The organism is Allobosea sp. Root670 (genome assembly GCF_001429415.1).
GTDB lineage: Bacteria > Pseudomonadota > Alphaproteobacteria > Rhizobiales > Beijerinckiaceae > Allobosea > Allobosea robiniae.
In genome coordinates, this window is the sequence record NZ_LMJU01000001.1 from 20,184 (window position 1) to 40,611 (window position 20,428).

Genomic DNA, 20,428 nt, shown 5'->3' on the forward strand with positions numbered 1-20,428 from the left:
CAGAATTTGTTTGTCGTCATGTCAGCGGGTGCCGCCCGGCGCGCGCCGGTTCCGGCAGGTCGAGATCGAGCAGTGCCGAGCTGAGGCCCTTGCCGTGGGCGTCAAGCGCCAGCGAGCGTGTCACGCCGCCGCCGAGGGCGCCCTTCATGACGAAATTCAGGGCGCCGAGCGCAGGCAGCTCGTAACGCGAGACAGGGCCGCTCGCGACGCCGGCGAAGAGCGCCGCCACGCGCGCTGCCGTGACGTGTTCGGCGATGAAGGGGTAATCGCCTTCATCGAAGGCAATGACGGATATGGTCGCGACGTTGCCCTTGTCGCCGGTCCGGGAATGCGCGATCTGGCGAAGCTTCATGGCATCAGGCCTCGAAGAAGCTGAGCTGGGTGGAGACGATGCTCTGGGGCACCAGGGCCGAAGCGATCGCGATGACCGGCCTGACCGATTTCCAGCCCCCGCCGCCGCCGGCCGGGCCGTTGGTGTAGAGCGTCTCGACCTCGTCCCCGATCGCCCTGGCGCTGTCTGCGGCATCGGTGCGCGCGGCAACCCGGATGCGGACCTCGTAGGGCTCGCCGCCGCGCGACAGCTCAGCGCCGTGCAAGGCGTCGACGCCGATCAGATCGAAGCGGGCTTCCGTCATGGGGACGCCGCAGAGCGCTAGGCGTTCCCGCACGATCTCGAGCGCCAGGCGGCCACGCTCGACTGCGCCGGCCCCCGCATAGGACATCTGCCCCTCACCGACGAACCCGTCGCGATAGCCGATGGAGACCTTGAGCAGGCCGGTGCTGGGCTCTCCGCGCCCGCCTTCGACAGCCACGCGATCGGCTCCTGCCGAATGGACACGCACGCGCGAGAAATCGGCGACGACGTCAGGCTCAAGATAGCGGGCAGGATCTTCGATCTCGTAGAGCAACTGTTCCTTGACCGTGGCGGTCGTCACGGCTCCGCCGGCCGTGTCCAGCTTGGTGACGATCAGGTCGCCGTTTTCGCTGACTTCCCCGATCGGAAAGCCCAGCCGCGCGAGACCGGGAACATCCTTCACGCCCGGATCGGCGAAGTAGCCTCCGGTGATCTGTCCGGCACATTCCAGCAGATGGCCGACCAGCACGCCCTTGCCGAGCTTCTCCCAGTCGTCCGGCTTCCAGCCGAAGGCATGGATGAGGGGCCCCAGGAACAGGGCGGGATCTGCCGCGCGACCGGTAACGACGACATCCGCCCCACGCCCAAGCGCATCGGCGATCGGGCGCGCGCCGATATAGGCATTGGCCGAGATCACGCGATCCCCGAGATCGGCCAGCCTGCCGCCTTCAAGGAGCGCGATGTCGCTGCCGCGAATCTGTTCGAGAACGTCGTCGCCCGTCACCGCCGCAACCTTGAGGCCGGTCAGTCCCTGGCGGCGCGCGACGTCGCGGACGAGTTCGGCAGCCGCCAGCGGATTGGCGGCCCCCATATTGGTGACGATCCGGGTCCCGGCGTCGCGGCATGGCTGAAGCACGGCGAGCATGCGCCGTTCGAGCAGGGGATCGTATCCTTTGGACGGATCCGCGAGCCGCGCCTGCTGGGCCAGCGCGATCGTCCTCTCGGCAAGGCATTCGAAGACGAGATAGTCGAGGCGCCCGTTTCGGGCGAGCTCGATGGCGGGCTCGATCCGATCCCCCGCGAAACCTGCCCCAGCGCCAAGTCTGATCGATCTCATGCCGCACAGGCTGAGGGCTCAGTTACGATTAAACAATTGAAATAATTCAATCTCTACAATAGCTTTTTCCTATGAATGTCAGCTTCCGCCAGATCAAGGCTTTCGTGGCCGTCGCGCGATTGAACAGCTTCACGCGCGCAGCTGCGTTGCTGCATGTCGCCCAGCCGACCTTGACGGTGCAGATCCGGAAGCTCGAGGAGGCGCTGTCGGTCCGGCTGTTCGAGCGGACGTCGCGGTCGGTCACCCTGACCCAGACCGGGCGGGACCTGCTGCCGGTTCTGGCGCGTCTGGTCCAGGACCTGGATGGCGTGATCGGGGACGTCCGCAACCAGGGAACCGGCTATCAGGGCCTGGTCAGGATCGCCGCGCTGCCGACCGCCGCCGCAGGCCTGCTGCCCAGGGCCATCAAGTCATTCCGCACGGCCCATCCAGGAGCCGATTTTCGCATCCGGGATGTCATCGCACGCCGCATCCTGTCCCTGGTCGAGGCGGAGGAGGTCGATCTCGGGATCACCGGCGGTCCGGCGAACACAGGTAATGTCGACGTGCTGCTGGCTTTCGAAGACAGCATGCATGTCGTCTTCCCCCACGCCCACCCGCTTGCGGAGGCGCAAGCGGTGACGCCTGACCTGCTCCTGCTCTACCCGCTGATCATGATGGACCCCGATACGAGCGTCCGGGCCGTGGTGGAGGCGGGCTTCCACGCCGCCGGCCTGATCCCGACGGCGGCGGGGGAAGCGACCTACATGATGACGGCGGCCGGGATGGTGCAGGCCGGGCTGGGCATCACCTTCCTGCCTTCCTCGGCCAAGGAGATCGATGCATTCCCGAACCTGCGCTCGCGCCCGATAGAGGCCGTCGGCTTCGTCAGGCAGATCAGCCTCGTCAAGAAAAGCGGCAGGCCGCTGCCTTCGCTGCCCGCCCTGTTCGCGCGCCATCTGCGCGAGATGATCGGTCCGTGATGGCGAGCGCCGCAAGAGCCGTCATTCCAACGGCACCCGGCCAATGTCGCAGCGGGCGGTCGCTCATCAAGGCAGCTTGGCCGCCTCGGCGCGAAGCGCCACGACCCGAGATTGGATCAGCACGACCTACCGCGAGCCGGCCGAAAGCAGCGCGCGCGGCGCCGACGTCAGGCGCCGCCCACCGCGTGCCTCCACGACAACGGTCTCGCTGAAGCCCAGGCCACCGGCCGACACATACATGTGAAAGACCATGCCCTCCTCCAGCTGCCAGCGCGCGTTCGGCAGGAAGACGCGGGAGAAGTCGCTGGTGCGCGGGGTACGGCCATAGAGACCGAGCGCATAACCGGTGACGTTGTCATAGACCGGGCGCAAGCCCTCCGCGAGCACGGCGCCGCGCAGGATCGCATCGACCTCGCAGGCCAGGGCGCCCGGCCGCATCGCCGCAATCTGCCGATCCTGCAAGGCGACGAGACGCGCGGCGAGCGGCGACAGCCCGCGCCGGTCCGTCCCGATCAGCACCGGCCGCATCAGCCGCGCACCGTAGTTGCGCCGCTTCGGGATCAGCTCGACATGCAGGATGTCGCCTTCGGCCAGCGGCTGGGCCGTCATCACGCCATGAAGAAACTCGTGATCGCCGACGCCCGGCACGATCGGGCCGGTCTCGCCGGTATCGGCTCCGTTCTCCAGGAAACAGGCGGCCGCGACCGCAGCCGCGGCACGCGGCGAGATTCCCGGCAGCGCCTTCGCGGCAATGGCCGCCATCGCCTTGTCGGCGATTGCCGCCGCCTCTACGATCAGGGCGATCTCGGCCGGCGACTTCACCGCCCGCAACAGATCGCTCGCACGCGGCAGGTCGACGAAGCGCGCATCGGGCAGGAGCGCGGCGAGGCGCTCGCGCGTCGCCGCGGTGAAACCGTAGGAGGCGTGGTCGGCGCCGATCCGAGCCTGCGCGAAACCGCGCCGGCGGATCTCGTCGGCCATGGCCTGATGCGGCTCCGATGTATCCGCGAAGCCGACGATATCCCCGAACCAGCAGGCATCCCGGCACGGGCCGGCGTCGAGTTCGCGCAGCACGAACCAGGGCTCGCCCTCCCTTGGCAGGAAGGCGGCCCGGTACATCGTCTCGGAGACCGTGTAGCCGGTCAGCCATGCCAGAAACTCGGCATGGTCGACGAGCAGCAGTTCGGCGCCCGCCTCCGTCATCGCCGCGCGGGCCTTGGCGACCCGCCCTGCGAACTCCTCGGACGGAAAGAGCGGGCTCACGCGACTTCGCAGATATCGAGGATGGTCAGCAGGTAGATGCGGACCATGTCCAGGAAGTCGCGGATATCGACGCGCTCGTCGGGCATGGTGTTGTAGCGCCCACCCGGCCCGCAGACGATGCCCTCCATCCCGGCCTCGGCATAGAGATGGCCGGCATCGGTGCCGAAGAAGCCCGGCGGCTTGATCGCGCCGGTCGGCTGCTTCTCGCCGCGCACCGCCTCGTAGGCCGCGTTGACGGTCTTCACGATGCGGGCGTCCTTGGCGACCTCGAAGGCCGGCATCGACTGATGTCCTTCCTTCTTCTCCACGCGAATGGAGGTCTTCAATCCCGGGAAGCGCTGCTCCAGCCCGGCGAGTTCGCGCTGCATGTCGGCGAGCGCGCCCTCCTGCGTCTGCCCGGGCGCGAAGCGGCCCGAGCCCTTGAGCTTGCAGTAATCCGCCACCTGCGGCGCGCGCCATTCATGCAATTCCTTGCCGAGCGCGCCGTGAACGACGCCGACATGGACGCGGTTGATCGATTCATGCTCGGCCGACGGCGCGCCCGAGAACGTCATGGCGTTGAGCCGCGGGATCAGGTCGCAGGCTGCCATGATCGCGTCGACCGCCTGCTCGCGCTTGGAGAGATGGCGGGTGTTGCCGGTGAGTTCGATGATGAAGGAGAAGGCGCAGGCGTGCATGGTGACGGCCTGCAGGTCGGTCGGCTCGCTGTTGACGAAGTAGTCGGCGCGGATGCCGTTGCGGATCGCCGCGACCGTGCCGACGCCGCCCTGCAATTCGCCGACGACGAAGGTCAGGATGACGTCGCCCTTCAGCTTCACGCCGGCGTCGATCAGCGTCTTGACCGCGCAGTAATAGGCCGCGTCGCCCGCCTTCATGTTGGAGACGCCGATGCCGTAGATGAACTCGTCGTCGACCACACCGCCCCAGGGATCGACGGTCCAGCCCTCGGTCGCCGGATTGGTGTCGAGATGGCCGTTGAACAGCAGGCTCTTGCCGCCGCCCGTGCCCTTCCAGCGGCCGATGGCGTTGGCGCGGCGGCCCTCGTCGAAGGCCTGCGCCTCCGCCTCGATGCCCATCGCCTTCATCTGGCCGACGACATGGTGGACGAGCGCCTTCTCGCCCTCGGTCTCCGAATAGCTCTTGTGCTTCACCCAGTCGGAAAGGAGCGCGAGGCAGGCTTTCTCGTCGAGCGAATGGATCAGGTCGCGGGGATTCATGCGTATGGCCTCGAATGTCAGGCGGCCGTGGCCGGGGCGGGCACGGCTTCGAGCAGGGATTGGGTGTAGGGGTGGAGGGGGCCGGTCGAGAGCGCGGCGATATCGACGAGATCGACGAGGTCGCCGCGATACATCACCGCGATCCGGTGGGCGATCTGGCGCACCAGATTGAGATCGTGGGTGATGAACAGATAGGCCGTGCCGAAGCGCTTCTGCAGATCGACCAGAAGCTCGACCACAGACGCCTGCACGGAGACGTCGAGCGCCGAGGTGATCTCGTCGCAGATCACGAGCCTGGGCTTGGAGGCGAAGGCGCGTGCGATGGCGACGCGCTGCTTCTCGCCGCCGGACAACTGATGCGGATAGCGCTCGGCGTAAGCCGCCGGCAGCCTGACCTGCTCCAGCAATTCGCCGATCGCAGCCGCGTCCCGGCGGGAGCCCGGCTCGCCATAGAGCGCGAGCGGCCGCGACAGGATCTCCCGGATGCGCTGGCGCGGATTCAGCGAGGAATCCGGGTGCTGGAAGATGATCTGGACATCGCGGCGATAGGCCCGGTCCATGTCGGAGAGCCCGGTGATCCGGCGGCCGGCGAAGCGGATCTCGCCCTCGAAGCGGTTGAGGCCCGTCATCGCCTTGGCGAGCGTCGACTTGCCCGAGCCGGACTCCCCGACGATGCCCAGGATTTCTCCGGGCATTACCGACAGGCTGACCTCCCGGTTGCCCGTGAACTGCGTGTTGGCGCGACCGAGCAGAGCCCCGAGGAAGGGCTTGCGGCCATAGAGCACGCTGACCTTCTCGACCTCGACCAGCGGCTTCGTTGCTTCGGGCGCGCTTGTCTCGACCAATCGGCGGTCCGGCCGCGGCACGGCAGCGAGCAGCTTGCGGGTATAGGCATCCTGCGGCCGGGCGAAGACGTCACCGAGCGCCCCCTCCTCGACGATCCTGCCGCGATGGATCACCGCGACCTTCGTGGCGATCTGCGAGACCAGCGCGAGGTCATGCGAGATGTAGAGCGAGGCGACGCCGGTCTCGGCCTGCAGCTCCTTGAAGAGGTCGAGAATCTGCCGGGCCGTGATGACGTCGAGCGCGGTCGTCGGCTCGTCGAAGATGATGCATTCCGGCTGGCAGGCGAAGGCGGTGGCGATGACCACGCGCTGCTTCTCGCCACCCGACGCCTCATGGGGGTAGCGCCGCATCATCTGCTTCGGGATCTTCAGGCCGACACGGGCGAGCCGTTCCTCGCCCTCGGCCCAGGCCTGTTTCCGCGTCAGGCCACGATGGCGCACCAGCACTTCGGCGAGCTGCTCGCCGAGCGGCAGGGTCGGGTTGAGCGAGGTGCTCGGGTCCTGGAAGACCATGCCGATGCGCTTGCCGCGGATCGCCTCGATCTCGGCTTCCGAAGCCTTGAGCAGGTCCTGCCCGGTCAGGCGGATGGCGCCGGCCTCGCGCGCGCTCGCCGGCAGATAGCGCATGATCGCCCAGGCGAGCGAGGTCTTGCCGGAGCCGGATTCGCCGACGAGGCCGAGCACCTCGCCCTTGGCGACCTGGAGCGTCACGTCGTCGAGGGCGCGCATGAAGCCGGTCGGCGTCGCGTAGTCGAGACCGTAGCCGGCGATGTCGAGGATCGTTTCGCTCATCGCTCAGGTCCTCGGGTTCAGCGCATCGCGCAGGCCGTCGCCGAGCAGGTTGAAGCCGATCGCGACCAGCGCGATGGCAAGGCTCGGCCACAGGATCATCCAGGCGCTCAGATGCATGAAGCGGCGGGCCTCCGAGACCATCAGCCCCCATTCGGACGCCGGCGGCTGGGCGCCCAGCCCAAGGAAGGACAGCGTCGCGAACAGCATCACCGCGAAGGCGACGCGGATCGTCATCTCGACGATGATCGGCGCCACCACGTTCGGCAGCATCTCGCGCCCGACGATGAAGGCCGCACTTTCGCCCCGCGCCACCGCGGCATTGACGTAATCCTGCTTGCGCACGGACAGCGCGACCGAGCGCGTCACCCGCGCCATGCCGGGCGCGAAGGCGAGCGCGATGGCGAGCAATGCGTTGAGGCTGCTCTTGCCGAGCAGGTTCACGATCAGGAGCGCCAACAGCAGGCTCGGGATCGACATGATCGCGTCGACCGTGCGCATGATCGCCTCGTCGCTGCGCCCGCCGAGGAAGGCCGAGACGGTGCCGATCACGGCGCCGACCAGTGTGCCGAGCGCGGTCGCCAGCACCGCCATCACGACGGTGGCGCGGGCGCCGTGCAGCAGGCGGCTGAGGATGTCGCGGCCATACTGGTCGGTACCGAGCCAGAACTGGGCGCTCGGCGGCTTGTAGCGCATCAGCGGCGCCATCTTCTCGGGATCCTGCGGCGCGACCCAGGGTCCGGCGATCACGACGAGCAGGATCAGCCCGACGATCAGGAGGCCGAGCGCGCCTTGCGGCGAGCGCAGCATGCGCCTGAGGATCTCAATCATACTGGATCCTCCGGTCGAGCCAGGCATAGCAGATGTCGGCGAGGAAATTGGCGACGGCATAGGTCGTTGCCATGATCAGCACCCCGGCCTGGATCGAGGGCAGGTCGCGCGCCTGGATCGCGACGATGAGCTGGCGGCCGATCCCCGGCAGGGCGAAGATCTCCTCGACCACGATGACGCCGCCGAGCAGATAGCCGACATCGAGCGCGACGATCGTAATCGTCGGCAGCAGTGCGTTGCGCAGGCCATGCTTGAACAGCACCTGCCGCTTCGACAGCCCTTTCAGACGTGCGGCGCGGATATAGTCGGAGTGCAGCACGTCGACGAGTTCCGAGCGCACCATGCGCGAGACATGCGCGATCAGGATCATCGAGACCGTCAGCACCGGCAGGACGAGATGCTTCAAGCCGCGCAACGGGTCCTCCGTCAGCGGCACGTAGCCCGTCGCCGGCAGCCATTGCAGCCAGTCGGCCAGCACGAGCACGACCAGCGTCGCCGTGACGAATTCCGGCACGGAAACGCCGACATAGGACAGGAAGCTGACGCCGAGATCGGCCGCCCTGCCCCTTCTCACCGCCGCGACGATGCCGAGCGGGATCGCGACGGCCAGCATCAGCAGGATCGAGAACAGGGCGAGCAGCAGCGAGCGGCCGAGCGCCTCGATCATCGCCGGCGCGACCGGCTGGCCGGTGCGCATCGAGACGCCGAAATCGCCGCGGACGACACCGCCGAGCCAGTGCAGATACTGCATCCAGATGGGGTCGTTCAGCCCCATCTTGGTCCGCAACGCCGCCAGCGCATCAGGCGTCGCGTTCTCGCCCAGCATCATCACGGCAGCGTCCGCCGGCAAGACCTGAGTGATCGCGAAGACGATCAGCGACACGACGAGCAGCGTGTAGCCGATCAGCAGGATCCGCTTGAGGATATAGGCCGGCGACACGCTGGCTCGCTCCGCTCGGGCTCAGCCGCGCTTCGGCGCGTTGGCGCCGAGCGAGACGTGGTCGAGCCGGAACACGGCGCCGCGCGGGTGAAGCTGATAGCCCTCGACCCATTCGCGCTGGGCGCCGAGCAGGTCGAAGAAGGCCGGGATGATCGAGGGCACCTCGGCATTCATCAGCTTCTGCGCCTCGGCATAGAGCGCACGGCGCTTGGCTTCGTCGACGGTGGCCCGTGCCTCGAAGACGACCTTGTCGAAGGCCGCATTGTTCCAGCGCGTCTCGTTCCAGGCGGCGTTCGAGGTGTAAAGCAGCGAGAAGATGGCGTCGGCCGTCGCCTGCATGTTGTAGAAGCCGACATAGAAGGAGCCCTTCTTCCAGACCTGATCGAGATAGGTCGCGTGCGGCATGGTCTCGACCTTGATGTCGAAGCCGGCGGGCTTGGCCATCTCGCGCAGGGCGACGGCGAGCTGGGTGCGCTGGCCGGGCCGGTCGGAGGCGATCAGGGTCGCCTCGAGCCCCTTGGGATAGCCGGCTTCCGCCAGCAGCGCCTTGGCCTTGGCGATGTCGGCCTTCTTGGCCGGGAGATCGGCATAGAAGCGATAGGCCGGGTTGAGCGGCGTATCGTTGCCGGGCGAGCCGAAGCCCTCGGTGACGAAATCGACCATGGCGGCGCGATCGACGGTGAGAGCCAGCGCCTGGCGCACGCGCACATCGTTGAAGGGCTTCTGGTCGCAGCCGAAATTGACGTTGCAGAACTGGCCCGACGGCACGCGCAGCGCCTTGACCCCGCTCGCCTTCTGCAGGCGGCCGAATTCGGTCGGCGGGGTCGTCGAGATCAGGTCGGTATCGCCAGCGATGAGCGCTGACGCCTCGGCGCTGACATCCGGGAAGACGAGGATCTCGATCCTGTCGAGATAGGGCCGGGCCTTGTCGTAATAGGCGTCGTTGCGGGCGACGACGATCTGCCGCTCCGGCTCGAAGGAGACGAGCTTGAACGGGCCCGTGCCGACGGCTTCGCGGTCGAGCTTCTGGAGACCGCCCTTGATGACCGCGGCCGGCACGATCTTGGCGTTGGTGTAGGCGAGCGTCACCGGCAGATCGGCGAAGGGAGCCGAAAGGCTGAAGACGACGGTGGCATCGTCCTTCGCCACGACCTTGGCGATCGGGCCGACGTTCTGGCGGGCCGGCGAGGCGGTCTTGGCGTCGAGGATGGCCTCGAAGGTCGCGACGACATCGGCCGCCGTGCAGGGCGAGCCGTCATGGAAGCTCAGGCCCTTGCGCAGGGCGAAGGTCCACTCGGTCAGGTCAGCGGAATTCGTCCAGGATTCAGCAAGATCAGGCTCGGCGCTCATGTCGGGCTTGAGCCGGGTCAGGTTGGAGTAGAGCAGTTCGGCGACGAGGTATTCCGGGTTCACGCGGGTGACGAGCGGATTGAGCTTGGAAACCGCCTGGTCGACGCTGACGCGCAGCGTGCCGCCCCGGCGCGGCGTCTGCGCGAAGGCCGGAACGCCGGACAGGGCAAGGCCGCTGAGAGCGGCGGAAGCGGCGAGGAAATCGCGACGATGGATGCTCGGCATGGAACGCTCCTTCAGCTCTTGGGGGATAGATCGGGGTTGATGTCGGGCCTGAAATCGGCGGCGAGATAGGACAGCACCGCCTGCGCCAGCGAGACGATGTCCGGCACCGTGGTGTATTCGCCCGGTGAGTGGACGTTGCGGTCGGGCCGGCCGAGCCCGCCGAGCAGCACCTCCTGCCGGCCGGTCGCGCGCTGGACCCAGCCGAAATCGGAGCAGCTCGCCGCGCCCCATTTGCGGAAGTCCTCCGGCGCATAGCCGAAGCCCTGCCCCATCGCGGCCTGCCAGCGCGGCCAATGCGGCCCGACCGGGTCCGCGGTCGGCATCAGATGCCCGACCAGCGCCGTCTCGACCGAGAGACCCGGCACGGCGGCGGTGCTGCGGCGGATCACCGCCTCGATCTCGGCCAGAGCCTCCTCGAAGCGCTCCTCCGGGGCATAGCGCCGGTTGAGCGTCAGCTCGACGAGGGCCGGAACCTGGCCGCCGGCCGTGCCGCCCTGGATCGCGGCGAGGTTGAGCTGCGCCGCGAGCGGCGGCTTGCCGGGCGGCGGCGGCAGGGCCGAGATCCGGGTCGCGATCTGCGCCTTCAGCTCCGTCAGCGCGTTGAGCAGCGGCAGCGTTCCCTCGATCGCGTTCAGGCCGGAGCCCTTGCGGTTGCCTTCGCCGGCATGGACGGCTTGGCCGTGGATGCGGACGAGCAGGTTGAACAGGCCGAAGCAGCCGGCCCAGACCCGCGCCTCGGCGCTGCCGTTGAAGTTGAGGATGTGCTCGGGAAGGCGGCCCTGCTCGGCGAGGTAGCGGATGCCGGGATAGAGGCCGCCCTCCTCGTCGGTGCAGAACAGCAGCATCGGGTCGTAGGCGAGTTCGACGCCGCAGGTCCGGGCCGCGCGCAACGCCAGCAGGATCGCGGCGACGCAACCCTTCATGTCGGCCGCGCCCAGGCCGATCAGGCGATCGCCGTCGCACTCCATGCGCAGCGGATCGGTTTTCCAGCCCGCCGCGGCCGGCACCGTGTCGACGTGGAAATAAAGGCCGCAGACCGGCTTCCCGCCGGCGCGACTGGCGATCAGGTTCGTGCGCGGGCCGGCTGCCGGTCCATTCGGCACCTTCCACAGGCTCTCGGGCACCGTGACCCGTTCGGCCTCGAAGCCGAGCGGGGCGACGAGCGCCTCCATGAGGTCGGCGAAATCATCATAGCCCAGGCCGGGCGGGAACGAGGTGTCGACCGCGATCATCCGGCCGAGCCCGGCGACCGCATCGTCGGCATTGGCGGCAATCCAGCCGCAGGCCTCGGCCAGCGCCGTCTCGTTTTGTCGGAGGGATACAGGCTCGACCATCGTTCAGCCCAGCGACGCCGCGCTTGTCCGGCGCCCGTGTGATCTGCGATGGAGCAATCGAAATGCCGCTTCTGGCAATGCCATTTGCGGTCCCCTCTCTTTCATATAAACTATATAGAAATAGGACTCAGCGGCATGCCCCCTGTCAATGCCAAAAATGCGACGGCCTCTGCGGCCGGAACGGGCAGCGATGCCAGAGCCGCGGCGCCGACCCTGCCGAATTTCGGCGCCGGCGAAGCCGCGCCGCTCTATGAGCGCGTGAAGCGCCATATGTCGGAAGCGATCCTGGTCGGCGAATGGCAGCCGGGGATGGTTCTTCCCAGCGAGACGTCCCTCGCCCAGGGCTTCGGCATCGCGGTCGGCACGGTGCGCCGCGCGATGAGCGATCTGGTGGCGGAGGGATTGCTGACGCGCCGCCGCAAGACCGGCACGGTCGTGACCGGCCGGACGCCGCATCACAGCCTGCGCTTCTTCTTCCAGTATTTCCGCCTGCACCGGGCCGATGGCAGTCTCGTCCACTCGACCAGCCGATTCCTGAGCGTCGAGGCCCTGCCCGCTACGCCGGCACAGGCGGAGGCGCTGCAGATCAGGGCCGGAGGCGTGATCAGGATTCGCCGCGTTCGCCATGTCGATGGCCGCCCGGTGATGCACGACAGGATGATCATGGCACAGGAACGGCTGCCGGACTGGCCGTGCGGCACCACCGACCTGCCGCCCCTGCTCTATCTCCACCTGCTGGAACGCTACGGTATCCGGATTTCCGCGGTTCGCGAACAGATCACCGCCGATCTCGCCGATGACGAGGATATCGCGCTGCTCGAACTCGGCGGGCGTGAAGCCGTGCTCACCATCGACGAGGTCGCCTACGATCAGGCGGGCGTGCCCACCATCCTCGGATGGCACCGCGCGACGACGGCCGCTCACGCCTATGTCAACGAAGTCAGATAGGCCCGTGCCACATCCGGACGCGGGTTCGGCGCCAGCCTCCGGGTGGTCTCGCTAGCCGAGCGCTTGACTGGCGAGCGCGATGCGGCGCGGACCGCCCGGGATCGACGGCATGTAGGGGGCCCGTCCCAGCCCCATCGATGTGGCGCTGTCGTGGATCTGCATGCCGCTGGCGACGAGGAAGTTGGTGAAGGCGGTATTGCAGGCCGGCGTGTCGGCTCGCAGGAACCTGCCGGCATGGACCTCGACATAGGGGCGCGAGACCGCGATCGCATCGGCCTCGGTCGCAGCGATGACCGGGCCGATGACGTGCCCTCGTCCGAACGGCCGGCAAAGGGCGAAGGAGACGATCTCCTCGTTGCGGATCAGGACATGTCCCTGGGATACCGGAAGCAGGGAACCGAAAACGGCGGAGCGATCCAGGCCGATCGCCGCGCAGTCGAGCCGCAGAAGACCGTCGTGATCCTCGGCCTGGAGCGGACGAAGCGAGCCTTCCGTCCTGGCGAAAGGCATGACCTTTCCAGGATTGAGCGCATCCGGGGCGGCCTCCCCCTGACAACGCAGGACCTTCTGCTCGTACCCGTAGCCGAGCGAGCGATAGAGCCGCTTCGCCTCCCGCGTCGCGGTGAGACCGAAAACGACTCCCGGATTCAGCTCATGCGCCTTCTCCATGAGCCAGCTTCCCGCCCCTTGCTCCTGCAGGCGGGGCAAGGTGATCAGCATGCAGACCATGGCGAAATCCGGCCTGTAGCGGAGCCACATCACGGTTCCGACGACCCGTCCGATCTCGTCGACGGCGGCAAGCCCCTGCCCCAGATCGAGCAGCATCTGCCAGTCGCCTTCCCGATGCGGCCAGCCCACCGAAACGGACAGCGCATGCAGCAGCGTGGGATCGACCTGCCTGATGTCGCGCAAGCTGAGCTCGAACGTGTCGATATGCAGTCGGGCGATCGTCTCCAAATCGCAGCCTCCGCCGTGTCCACGGCTCTGCCCGTCTGTCGATTCCAGCCGGGTACCGATCGGTTCTAAACCAATCCCGCAACAGGAAGCACCGTTATTCCACGGCAATTCGGCAGGGAAGTCCGCGAGGCGGTGCCGAAACGATGCGAAGGCCGGTGCGCCGGCCCTATCATGTCGCCAACGCCGCCTTGACCCGGAGCCGCCCGTGACGGGATGCGCGAACGGCTCGGCGCAGAATTCGTGCAGGAACAGCCTGATCTTCCGATCTCACGGAGCCCGCCTTGACCTTCCTCTTCAACTCCACCGATGAGCGGGCCCGGGTGTTTTCGGCGCGCTTCGCCGAGGAATTGCCGGATATCCGCTTCCTCAAGGCCGGCGATGCCTATGATCCCGCCGATATCCGCTATCTCGTCACCTGGACGGCCCCGGACGATCTCCACCGCCTTGCCAATCTCGAAATCCTGTTCTCGATCGGCGCCGGGATCGACCAGATGAAGACGGACGGATTGCCGCCCGGCGTCCTCGTCGTCCGAATGGTCGAGGAGGGCATCACCCGGATGATGCAGGAATACGTGACGCTCGGCGTGCTCGCCCTGCATCGGCAATGGCCACTCTACATCGCCCAGCAGAACGCCGCGCATTGGGAGGCGTATGATATCGTATCCGCCACCGACCGCCGGATCGGCGTGCTCGGCCTGGGCATGATGGGATCGGCCGTCATCGACCGCCTGAAACCTTTCGGCTTTCCGATATCCGGCTGGAGCCGCTCGCCGCGATCGATCGACGGGATACGCTGCCTTCATGGCGCGGCGGGCCTGTCCACCCTGCTCGCCGAGACCGATATCCTGATCTGCCTGCTGCCGCTCACGCCCGAGACGACCGGCATTCTGGATGCGGAGCTCTTTGCGCAACTCCCCGTTGGGGCGGGCCTCGTGCATGTCGGTCGCGGCCAGCATCTCGACCAGGCCGCCCTGCTCGATGCACTCGACAGAGGCCATCTGTCCGGCGCCGTGCTCGACGTCACGGAGCCGGAGCCGCTTCCGCCCGGCCATCGCCTGTGGAGCCATCCCAAGGTGATCCTGACGCCGCATATCGCCAGCAAGGTGGAGGCCGAGCCCGCGGCCAGGGCCGTCATCGAGAATATCCGTCGCCATCGCTCCGGCCTGCCGCCGATCGGCCTGGTCGATCGCAGCCGCGGCTACTGAATCCCCCCTGCCCAACGAAAGGCTTTCCCATGTCTCTCCTCGTCAAGCTCGACCTCGCCGGAACCGGCGAGCCCAAGCATTCAAAGGCGGCCGCAGACCGCCTGATCTCCGGCGATCCCTCCTTCAAGACCTGGGCGCAGGACGAATCCCGCAAGGACCCCGTCCGCACGGGCGTGTGGGAAGCCACGCCGGGCGAGACCCGCTCGATCAAGGGCGAGACGATGGAGTTCTGCTGCATCCTCTCCGGCGTCGTGGAGCTGACCGAGGAAGGCCAACCGCCGCGCATCTTCCGCGCCGGCGACAGCTTCGTGATGAAGCCCGGCTATGTCGGCGTCTGGAAGACGATCGAGACCGTCCGGAAGATCTACGTCATTGCCGGCTGACGCCGTGCCGAAGAATCGGCCGCACCGGGCGGGGCAAACGGGATTTCCGATCGGCGCCGGCACGTTCAGAGGCGCAAACTGCGGGTGTGGCCGATCTAGCCTGACACGCCCGCCAGCTGGAGATCCGCCGTGTCGCTGAGTTTCGACCCCTCCTCGGTCACGCTGCCGCGCGGCCATTTCATCGGCGGCGAATGGGTCGATGCCAAGGATGGCATCGACCTGCATCGCCCTTCGGACGCGGCCGCTTTCGCCGCTTGCCCTGTCGGCGATGCCAGCCTCGTCGACCGCGCCGTGGCCGCCGCGAAGGCAGCCCTGGCCGAGAGCGGCTGGGGGCGCCTGGCGCCGCGGGAGCGTGCCCGCGCGCTGCATCGCTGGGCCGACCTCATCGAGGCGGAAGCGGAAACGCTGGCGCGGCTGGAGGCCGTCGCCTCGACCCGGCCGATCTCCGAGCTCATGGCGGGCGACGTCCCTGTGACGGCCGAGCAGATCCGCTTCTTCGCCGAATTCGCCGATAAGGAAGGCGGCAATCTCGTCCCGACAGGCTCCGGCAGCTTCGGCATGATTGCGACGGAGCCCTATGGCATCGTCGGCGCGATCACGCCCTGGAACTTCCCGATCAACATGGCCGGCTGGAAGCTCGGCCCCGCACTCGCGGCCGGCAATGCCGTCGTGCTGAAACCTTCGGAGATGACGCCTTTCGCCACGCTCTACCTGGCGGAACTGTCGGTGCGGGCCGGCTTGCCGGCGGGCCTGGTCAATATCGTGCTCGGCGACGGCCGGACCACCGGCACCGCGATCACCGGCCATCCCGACATCGCCAAGGTCTCGTTCACCGGCTCGACCGCCGCCGGCGCCGCGATCATGGAAAACATCGCCCGTACAGGCATCAAGCCGATGACACTCGAGCTCGGTGGCAAGAGCCCGCAGCTCGTCTTCGCCGATGCCGACCTGCCGCTCGCGGCCGGCGCCATCGCCCGCAGCATCCTCGGCAATGCCGGCCAGGCCTGCGTCGCCGGCTCGCGGCTGATCGTGGCGGAGAGCGTCGCGGAGGAGCTCGTCGGGCTCATCGTCGAGCGCATGCGGGCAGTCCGGCCAGGTCCGACCTGGGACGCCGCGAGCGCCTATTCGCCGATCATCTCCGAGCGACAGATCGGCCGCATGGCTGGCATCGTCGATGCGGCAGTGGGGCGCGGCGCCAATTGTCGTCTGGGCGGCGAACGCCTCGACCATGCCGGCTATTTCTATGCGCCGACCGTGCTGGAGGGCGTCGACGCCAGTTCGCCCGCCGTGACCGAGGAAATCTTCGGACCGGTCCTGACCGTCCAGACCTTCCGAGAGGAGGAGGAAGGGCTCGGGCTCGCCGATCATCCGACCTATGGGCTCTGCGCCGGCCTCTACACGCGCGACCTGTCGCGGGCCCTGCGTGCGATCGACCGCCTGCAGGCCGGCACCATTTGGGTCAACCGCTATGGCCGCTCGCGGGACCACATCCTGCCGACCGGAGGCTACAAGCAGTCCGGTCTCGGCAAGGACCTCGGCCGCGAGGCCTATCTCGCCAATCGCAAATCCAAGAGCGTCCTGATCGCCGTCTGAGGAGACTGCACCGTGAAATCCTACAAGATCGCCCTGATCCCGGGCGACGGCATCGGCATCGCCGTCATCGACGCGACCTGGCAGGTGCTGAACAAGGCGGCGGCCGGCGCGGGCTTCGCGCTCGACGGCACGAGCTTTCCCTGGTCCTGCGATTTCTACGAGAAGACCGGCGCGATGATGCCGCCGGACGGCATCGAGACGCTGCGCGGCTTCGACGCGATCCTGCTCGGTGCGGTCGGCTGGCCGAAGCGCGTGCCGGATTCGGTCTCTCTCCACGGGCTCCTGCTGCCGATCCGCAAGGCCTTCGTGCAATATGCCAATATCCGCCCGCACCGGCTGCTGCCTGGCGTCGAGGGGCCGCTGCGCGCCAGTGCCTTCGACATCCTCTGCATCCGCGAAAACACCGAGGGCGAGTATTCGGGCGCTGGGGGCCGCATCCATAACGGCACGGGCGACGAAGTCGCGGTCGAGACGGCGATCTTCACCCGCAAGGGCGTCGAACGCATCCTGCGCTTCGGCTTCGAGCAGGCCCGCAAGCGCCGCGGCAAGCTCGCCTCGGTGACGAAGTCGAACGCGCAGAAATATTCGATGGTGTTCTGGGACGAGGTCACCGCCCAGGTCGCGGCCGACTATCCCGATGTCGAGGTCGCGAACTACCATATCGACGCCATGGCGGCGCGGATGGTGATGGCGCCGGAAAGCCTCGACGTCGTCGTCGCATCGAACCTGTTCGGCGACATCCTGACCGATCTCGGCGCAGCCATCCAGGGCGGGCTGGGCTATGCGGCTTCCGCCAATATCAACCCCGAGCGCAACGCGCCCTCGATGTTCGAGCCGGTGCATGGCTCGGCCCCGGACATCGCCCATCTCGGCATCGCCAACCCGATCGCGGCGATCTGGTCCGGCGCGATGATGCTGGACCACCTCGGGGAATCGCGCGCGGCAGCCGCCGTGATCAGCGCTATCGAAGCCGCAACCGCTCGTGGCATCGGCACGAAGCCCGGCCAGCACAAGACAACCGAGATCACCAGCGCCATCGTCGCGGCGCTGGGTTGAGAGGACAGCAGAGATGACCATCGAAGGCCTTCGCGACCCCGGACTCGTGCAGGAAGCCTGCCTTGTCGGCGGCGAGTGGATCGGCGCGGCCTCGGGCCGCACGCTCGACGTCGTCGATCCCGCCACGCAAGCGGTTCTCGGCACGGTGCCGGACGCCGGCACGCCTGAAACCCGCGCCGCGATCGACGCCGCCACGGCCGCTTTCGAGAGCTGGCGCGCCCGAACCCCGGCCGAGCGCGCGGTGCTGCTGGAAGCCTGGCATGGCCTGATGCTCGAGCATCTCGAGGACCTCGCGCTGATCCTGACACGCGAGCAGGGCAAGCCGCTCGCCGAGTCCCGCGGCGAGATCCGCTACGGGGCTTCCTTCGTGAAATGGTTCGCCGAGGAAGCCCGGCGCATCTACGGCTCGACCATCCCCGCCCCGACCGCCGACCGGCGCATCGTCGTGCTCAAGCAGCCCGTCGGTGTCTGCGGCATCGTCACGCCCTGGAACTTCCCGAACGCGATGATCACCCGCAAGGTCGCGCCGGCGCTTGCCGCCGGCTGCACCGTCGTGATCAAGCCTTCGGAGCTGACGCCCTATTCGGCGCTCGCGCTCGGCGTGCTGGCGGAGCGGGCCGGCATCCCGGCCGGCGTCGTCAACATCGTCACCGGCCTGCCGACCGAGATCGGCGCCGAGCTCACCGGCAATCTCGGCGTTCGCAAGATCTCCTTCACCGGCTCGACGCGCGTCGGCGCGCTCCTGATGCGACAGGCCTCCGACAGCATCAAGCGGCTCAGCCTGGAGCTCGGCGGCAACGCACCCTTCATCGTCTTCGACGATGCCGATCTCGACCTCGCGATCGACGGCATCCTCGCTTCCAAGTTCCGCAATGGCGGCCAGACCTGCGTCTGCGCCAACCGCATCCTGGTGCAGGACGGCATCTATGACCGCTTCGCCGAGAGGCTTTCGGCCCGCGTCACGGCGATGAAGGTCGGCCCGGGGACCGAGGCCGGCATCGATATCGGCCCGATGATCAATGCCGCGGCGCTGGAGAAGATCGGGCGCCATGTCGATGACGCCCTGGCGAAGGGCGCCAGGCGTCTCGCAAGCGCGGCCGGGATGCCGAACGGCAAGCAATACGCCACGCCGACAGTCCTGGGTGAGGCGACGACCGAGATGCTGCTGGCGAGCGAGGAGACTTTCGGCCCGGTGGCGCCGCTCTTCCGCTTCCGCAGCGAGGCGGAGGCGATCGCCGTCGCCAACGGCACGCCCTTCGGCCTGGCCGCCTATTTCTTCACGCAGGACATGCGCCGCTCCTGGCGCGTCGGCGAGGCGCTGGAATTCGGCATGGTCGGCCTCAATACCGGCGCGATCTCGATGGAAGTCGCCCCCTTCGGCGGCGTCAAGCAGTCCGGCCTCGGCCGCGAGGGCTCGCAGCTCGGCATCGAGGAATATCTCGAGGTCAAGGCCTTCCACATCGGCGGTCTCTGAAAACAGAATGGGCGCCGGGAGTTTCCCGGCGCCTGTTCACGCTGTCGCGACAGTGCGATGCGCTCACTCAATCCGGTCGAGCGCCTTGTAGTAAAGCCCCACCAGCGGCAGGAACCAGGGCTTGCCGAAATGGCCCGGAACCGGCGGCCAGGACAGCCCCTTCAGCGGGTTGCGATCCGGCCGGCCGAGGATCGCATCGGCCATGATCATGCCGAGATGGGTCGACATCTGCGCGCCGTGCCCGGAATAGCCCATCGCGTACCAGACACCGTCTTCGTAGCCGGCGCGCGGATAACGATCCTTGGTCATGTCGACCAGCCCGCCCCAGCAATAGTCGATCTCGACATCCCTGAGCTGCGGGAAAATGCCGGCAAGGCTCGCACGCAGGATGGCTCCGCTCTTTGCATCGGAGGTCTGGTCGGAGGTGGCGGAGAAGCGCGCCCGGCCGCCGAAGATCAGCCGGTTGTCGGGGGCGAGGCGGAAGTAGTTGCCGATGTTCAGCGAGGTCACGGCCGTGCGGTTGCCCGGCATGGTCGCAGCGGCCTCGGCTTCGGTGAGCGGCCGCGTCGCGATCAGGAAGCTCCCGACCGCGATGACGCGCCGGCGAAACCAGGCGAAGGGGCCGGAGGTATAGGCGCCGGTCGCGACCAGCACGTCCCTGGCGGAAACGCTGCCGCGCGGCGTGTCGAGGATATGTCGCCCGGCCTCCTGCCGCCGCCCGGTGACCGGGGCGTCTTCATGGATGACCGCACCATGACGCACCGCGGCGGTGGCAAGCCCGGCGACGAAGCGGCCCATATGCATCATCGCGCTCTTCTTCGAGAGCATCGCGCCATGGAAGCCATCGGAGCCGATTTCGCTCTTGAGCTCGGCCCGGCTCAGCATCGCGGTATCGGGATCGGCCTCGCGATGCAGCACCTCGAAATTGCGGGTGAGCGAGGCGACATGCTCCGGCTTCGAGGCGAGCTTGAGCTTGCCGGCGCGGCGGAAGGCACAGTCGATGCCCTCCTCCGCCACGATCCGCTCGATCGTATCGACCGAGTCGTCGAAGGCCTTGTAGAGCGCGACGGCGCGCTCTGTGCCGAGCGCTTCCTTGGCACCGACGAAGCTGTGGGCGAGGCCGTTGTTGAGATGGCCGCCATTGCGGCCCGAGGCGCCGTAACCGACGCTTCGGGCTTCCAGGACGACGACTTTCGCACCGGCCATGGCCAATTGGCGCGCCGCCGCGAGACCCGTGAAGCCGCCGCCGATCACCGCCACGTCATAGCTGCCCTCGACCGGCCCGGAAACGGCGCCGTCGAAGGGCGCCGCCGTATCATGCCAATAGGACTTGAACTGCATCGCGCCTATGTCCCCTGCCCTTGC

The 20,428-nt window shown here is 67.7% G+C and carries 18 protein-coding genes; 7 read left to right on the forward strand and 11 right to left on the reverse strand.

Features of this window, described 5'->3' with window-relative positions:
* Window positions 1–16: 16 nt before the first annotated feature.
* Both ASE61_RS00090 and ASE61_RS00095 read right to left on the reverse strand, forming a co-directional pair.
* Window positions 17–352 carry a hypothetical protein gene (locus ASE61_RS00090; RefSeq protein WP_061963472.1) on the reverse strand — a complete coding sequence of 112 codons (336 nt, stop codon included), beginning with the start codon at window positions 350–352 and terminating at the stop codon, window positions 17–19.
* 4 nt (window positions 353–356) lie between these two features.
* Window positions 357–1,691 (reverse strand): acyclic terpene utilization AtuA family protein, encoded by a 1,335-nt coding sequence (locus ASE61_RS00095; RefSeq protein ID WP_061963476.1) that lies wholly within the window; start codon window positions 1,689–1,691, stop codon window positions 357–359.
* A 71-nt stretch (window positions 1,692–1,762) separates the two neighbouring features.
* Between ASE61_RS00095 and ASE61_RS00100 the strand changes: the two genes are divergently transcribed.
* Window positions 1,763–2,653, forward strand: coding sequence for a LysR family transcriptional regulator (locus ASE61_RS00100; RefSeq protein ID WP_061963478.1), 891 nt, complete (start codon window positions 1,763–1,765; stop codon window positions 2,651–2,653).
* A gap of 126 nt (window positions 2,654–2,779) precedes the next feature.
* On the opposite strand, the gene ASE61_RS00105 is transcribed toward ASE61_RS00100, so the two are convergent.
* Genes ASE61_RS00105 through ASE61_RS00135 form a run of 7 tightly spaced genes read right to left on the reverse strand, consistent with a single transcriptional unit; the run spans window position 2,780 to window position 11,447 of the window.
* On the reverse strand, window positions 2,780–3,916 hold the full coding sequence (locus ASE61_RS00105; RefSeq protein ID WP_082616980.1) for a M24 family metallopeptidase: 1,137 nt from the start codon (window positions 3,914–3,916) through the stop codon (window positions 2,780–2,782).
* Complete coding sequence (locus ASE61_RS00110; RefSeq protein ID WP_061963480.1) at window positions 3,913–5,133, reverse strand: M20 family metallopeptidase; 1,221 nt, start codon at window positions 5,131–5,133, stop codon at window positions 3,913–3,915. The genes ASE61_RS00105 and ASE61_RS00110 overlap by 4 nt, the downstream gene beginning before the upstream one ends.
* A 17-nt stretch (window positions 5,134–5,150) precedes the next feature.
* Window positions 5,151–6,770 carry a dipeptide ABC transporter ATP-binding protein gene (locus ASE61_RS00115; protein WP_061963482.1) on the reverse strand — a complete coding sequence of 540 codons (1,620 nt, stop codon included), beginning with the start codon at window positions 6,768–6,770 and terminating at the stop codon, window positions 5,151–5,153.
* Between the two features lie 3 nt (window positions 6,771–6,773).
* Entirely contained in the window at window positions 6,774–7,598 is an 825-nt protein-coding gene (locus tag ASE61_RS00120; protein WP_061963484.1) for an ABC transporter permease, read from the reverse strand.
* Window positions 7,591–8,538 (reverse strand): ABC transporter permease, encoded by a 948-nt coding sequence (locus ASE61_RS00125; RefSeq protein WP_061963486.1) that lies wholly within the window; start codon window positions 8,536–8,538, stop codon window positions 7,591–7,593. The genes ASE61_RS00120 and ASE61_RS00125 overlap by 8 nt, the downstream gene beginning before the upstream one ends.
* Window positions 8,539–8,559: 21 nt before the next feature.
* Complete coding sequence (locus tag ASE61_RS00130; protein WP_061963488.1) at window positions 8,560–10,113, reverse strand: ABC transporter substrate-binding protein; 1,554 nt, start codon at window positions 10,111–10,113, stop codon at window positions 8,560–8,562.
* An 11-nt stretch (window positions 10,114–10,124) separates the two neighbouring features.
* Window positions 10,125–11,447: a M20 family metallopeptidase gene (locus tag ASE61_RS00135; protein WP_061963490.1), complete on the reverse strand. Its 1,323-nt coding sequence runs from the start codon at window positions 11,445–11,447 to the stop codon at window positions 10,125–10,127.
* Window positions 11,448–11,582: 135 nt separating this feature from the next.
* On the opposite strand from ASE61_RS00135, the gene ASE61_RS00140 reads away from it, so the two are divergent.
* Window positions 11,583–12,395: a GntR family transcriptional regulator gene (locus ASE61_RS00140; protein ID WP_082616981.1), complete on the forward strand. Its 813-nt coding sequence runs from the start codon at window positions 11,583–11,585 to the stop codon at window positions 12,393–12,395.
* A 51-nt stretch (window positions 12,396–12,446) separates the two neighbouring features.
* On the opposite strand, the gene ASE61_RS00145 is transcribed toward ASE61_RS00140, so the two are convergent.
* Window positions 12,447–13,352, reverse strand: coding sequence for a GNAT family N-acetyltransferase (locus ASE61_RS00145; protein WP_061963492.1), 906 nt, complete (start codon window positions 13,350–13,352; stop codon window positions 12,447–12,449).
* 281 nt (window positions 13,353–13,633) lie between these two features.
* Between ASE61_RS00145 and ASE61_RS00150 the strand changes: the two genes are divergently transcribed.
* From ASE61_RS00150 to ASE61_RS00170, 5 genes are all read left to right on the forward strand, one after another.
* Window positions 13,634–14,557, forward strand: coding sequence for a 2-hydroxyacid dehydrogenase (locus ASE61_RS00150; protein ID WP_061963494.1), 924 nt, complete (start codon window positions 13,634–13,636; stop codon window positions 14,555–14,557).
* Between the two features lie 29 nt (window positions 14,558–14,586).
* Entirely contained in the window at window positions 14,587–14,940 is a 354-nt protein-coding gene (locus ASE61_RS00155; RefSeq protein ID WP_061963496.1) for a cupin domain-containing protein, read from the forward strand.
* Window positions 14,941–15,069: 129 nt separating this feature from the next.
* Window positions 15,070–16,533: an aldehyde dehydrogenase family protein gene (locus ASE61_RS00160; protein ID WP_061963498.1), complete on the forward strand. Its 1,464-nt coding sequence runs from the start codon at window positions 15,070–15,072 to the stop codon at window positions 16,531–16,533.
* Window positions 16,534–16,545: 12 nt separating this feature from the next.
* A complete protein-coding gene (locus tag ASE61_RS00165) occupies window positions 16,546–17,589 on the forward strand; it encodes a tartrate dehydrogenase (RefSeq protein WP_061963500.1) in 1,044 nt (347 codons plus the stop codon).
* Between the two features lie 13 nt (window positions 17,590–17,602).
* Complete coding sequence (locus ASE61_RS00170) at window positions 17,603–19,063, forward strand: NAD-dependent succinate-semialdehyde dehydrogenase (protein ID WP_061963502.1); 1,461 nt, start codon at window positions 17,603–17,605, stop codon at window positions 19,061–19,063.
* A gap of 63 nt (window positions 19,064–19,126) precedes the next feature.
* On the opposite strand, the gene ASE61_RS00175 is transcribed toward ASE61_RS00170, so the two are convergent.
* Window positions 19,127–20,404 carry an NAD(P)/FAD-dependent oxidoreductase gene (locus tag ASE61_RS00175; RefSeq protein ID WP_061963504.1) on the reverse strand — a complete coding sequence of 426 codons (1,278 nt, stop codon included), beginning with the start codon at window positions 20,402–20,404 and terminating at the stop codon, window positions 19,127–19,129.
* Between the last annotated feature and the right edge of the window lie 24 nt (window positions 20,405–20,428).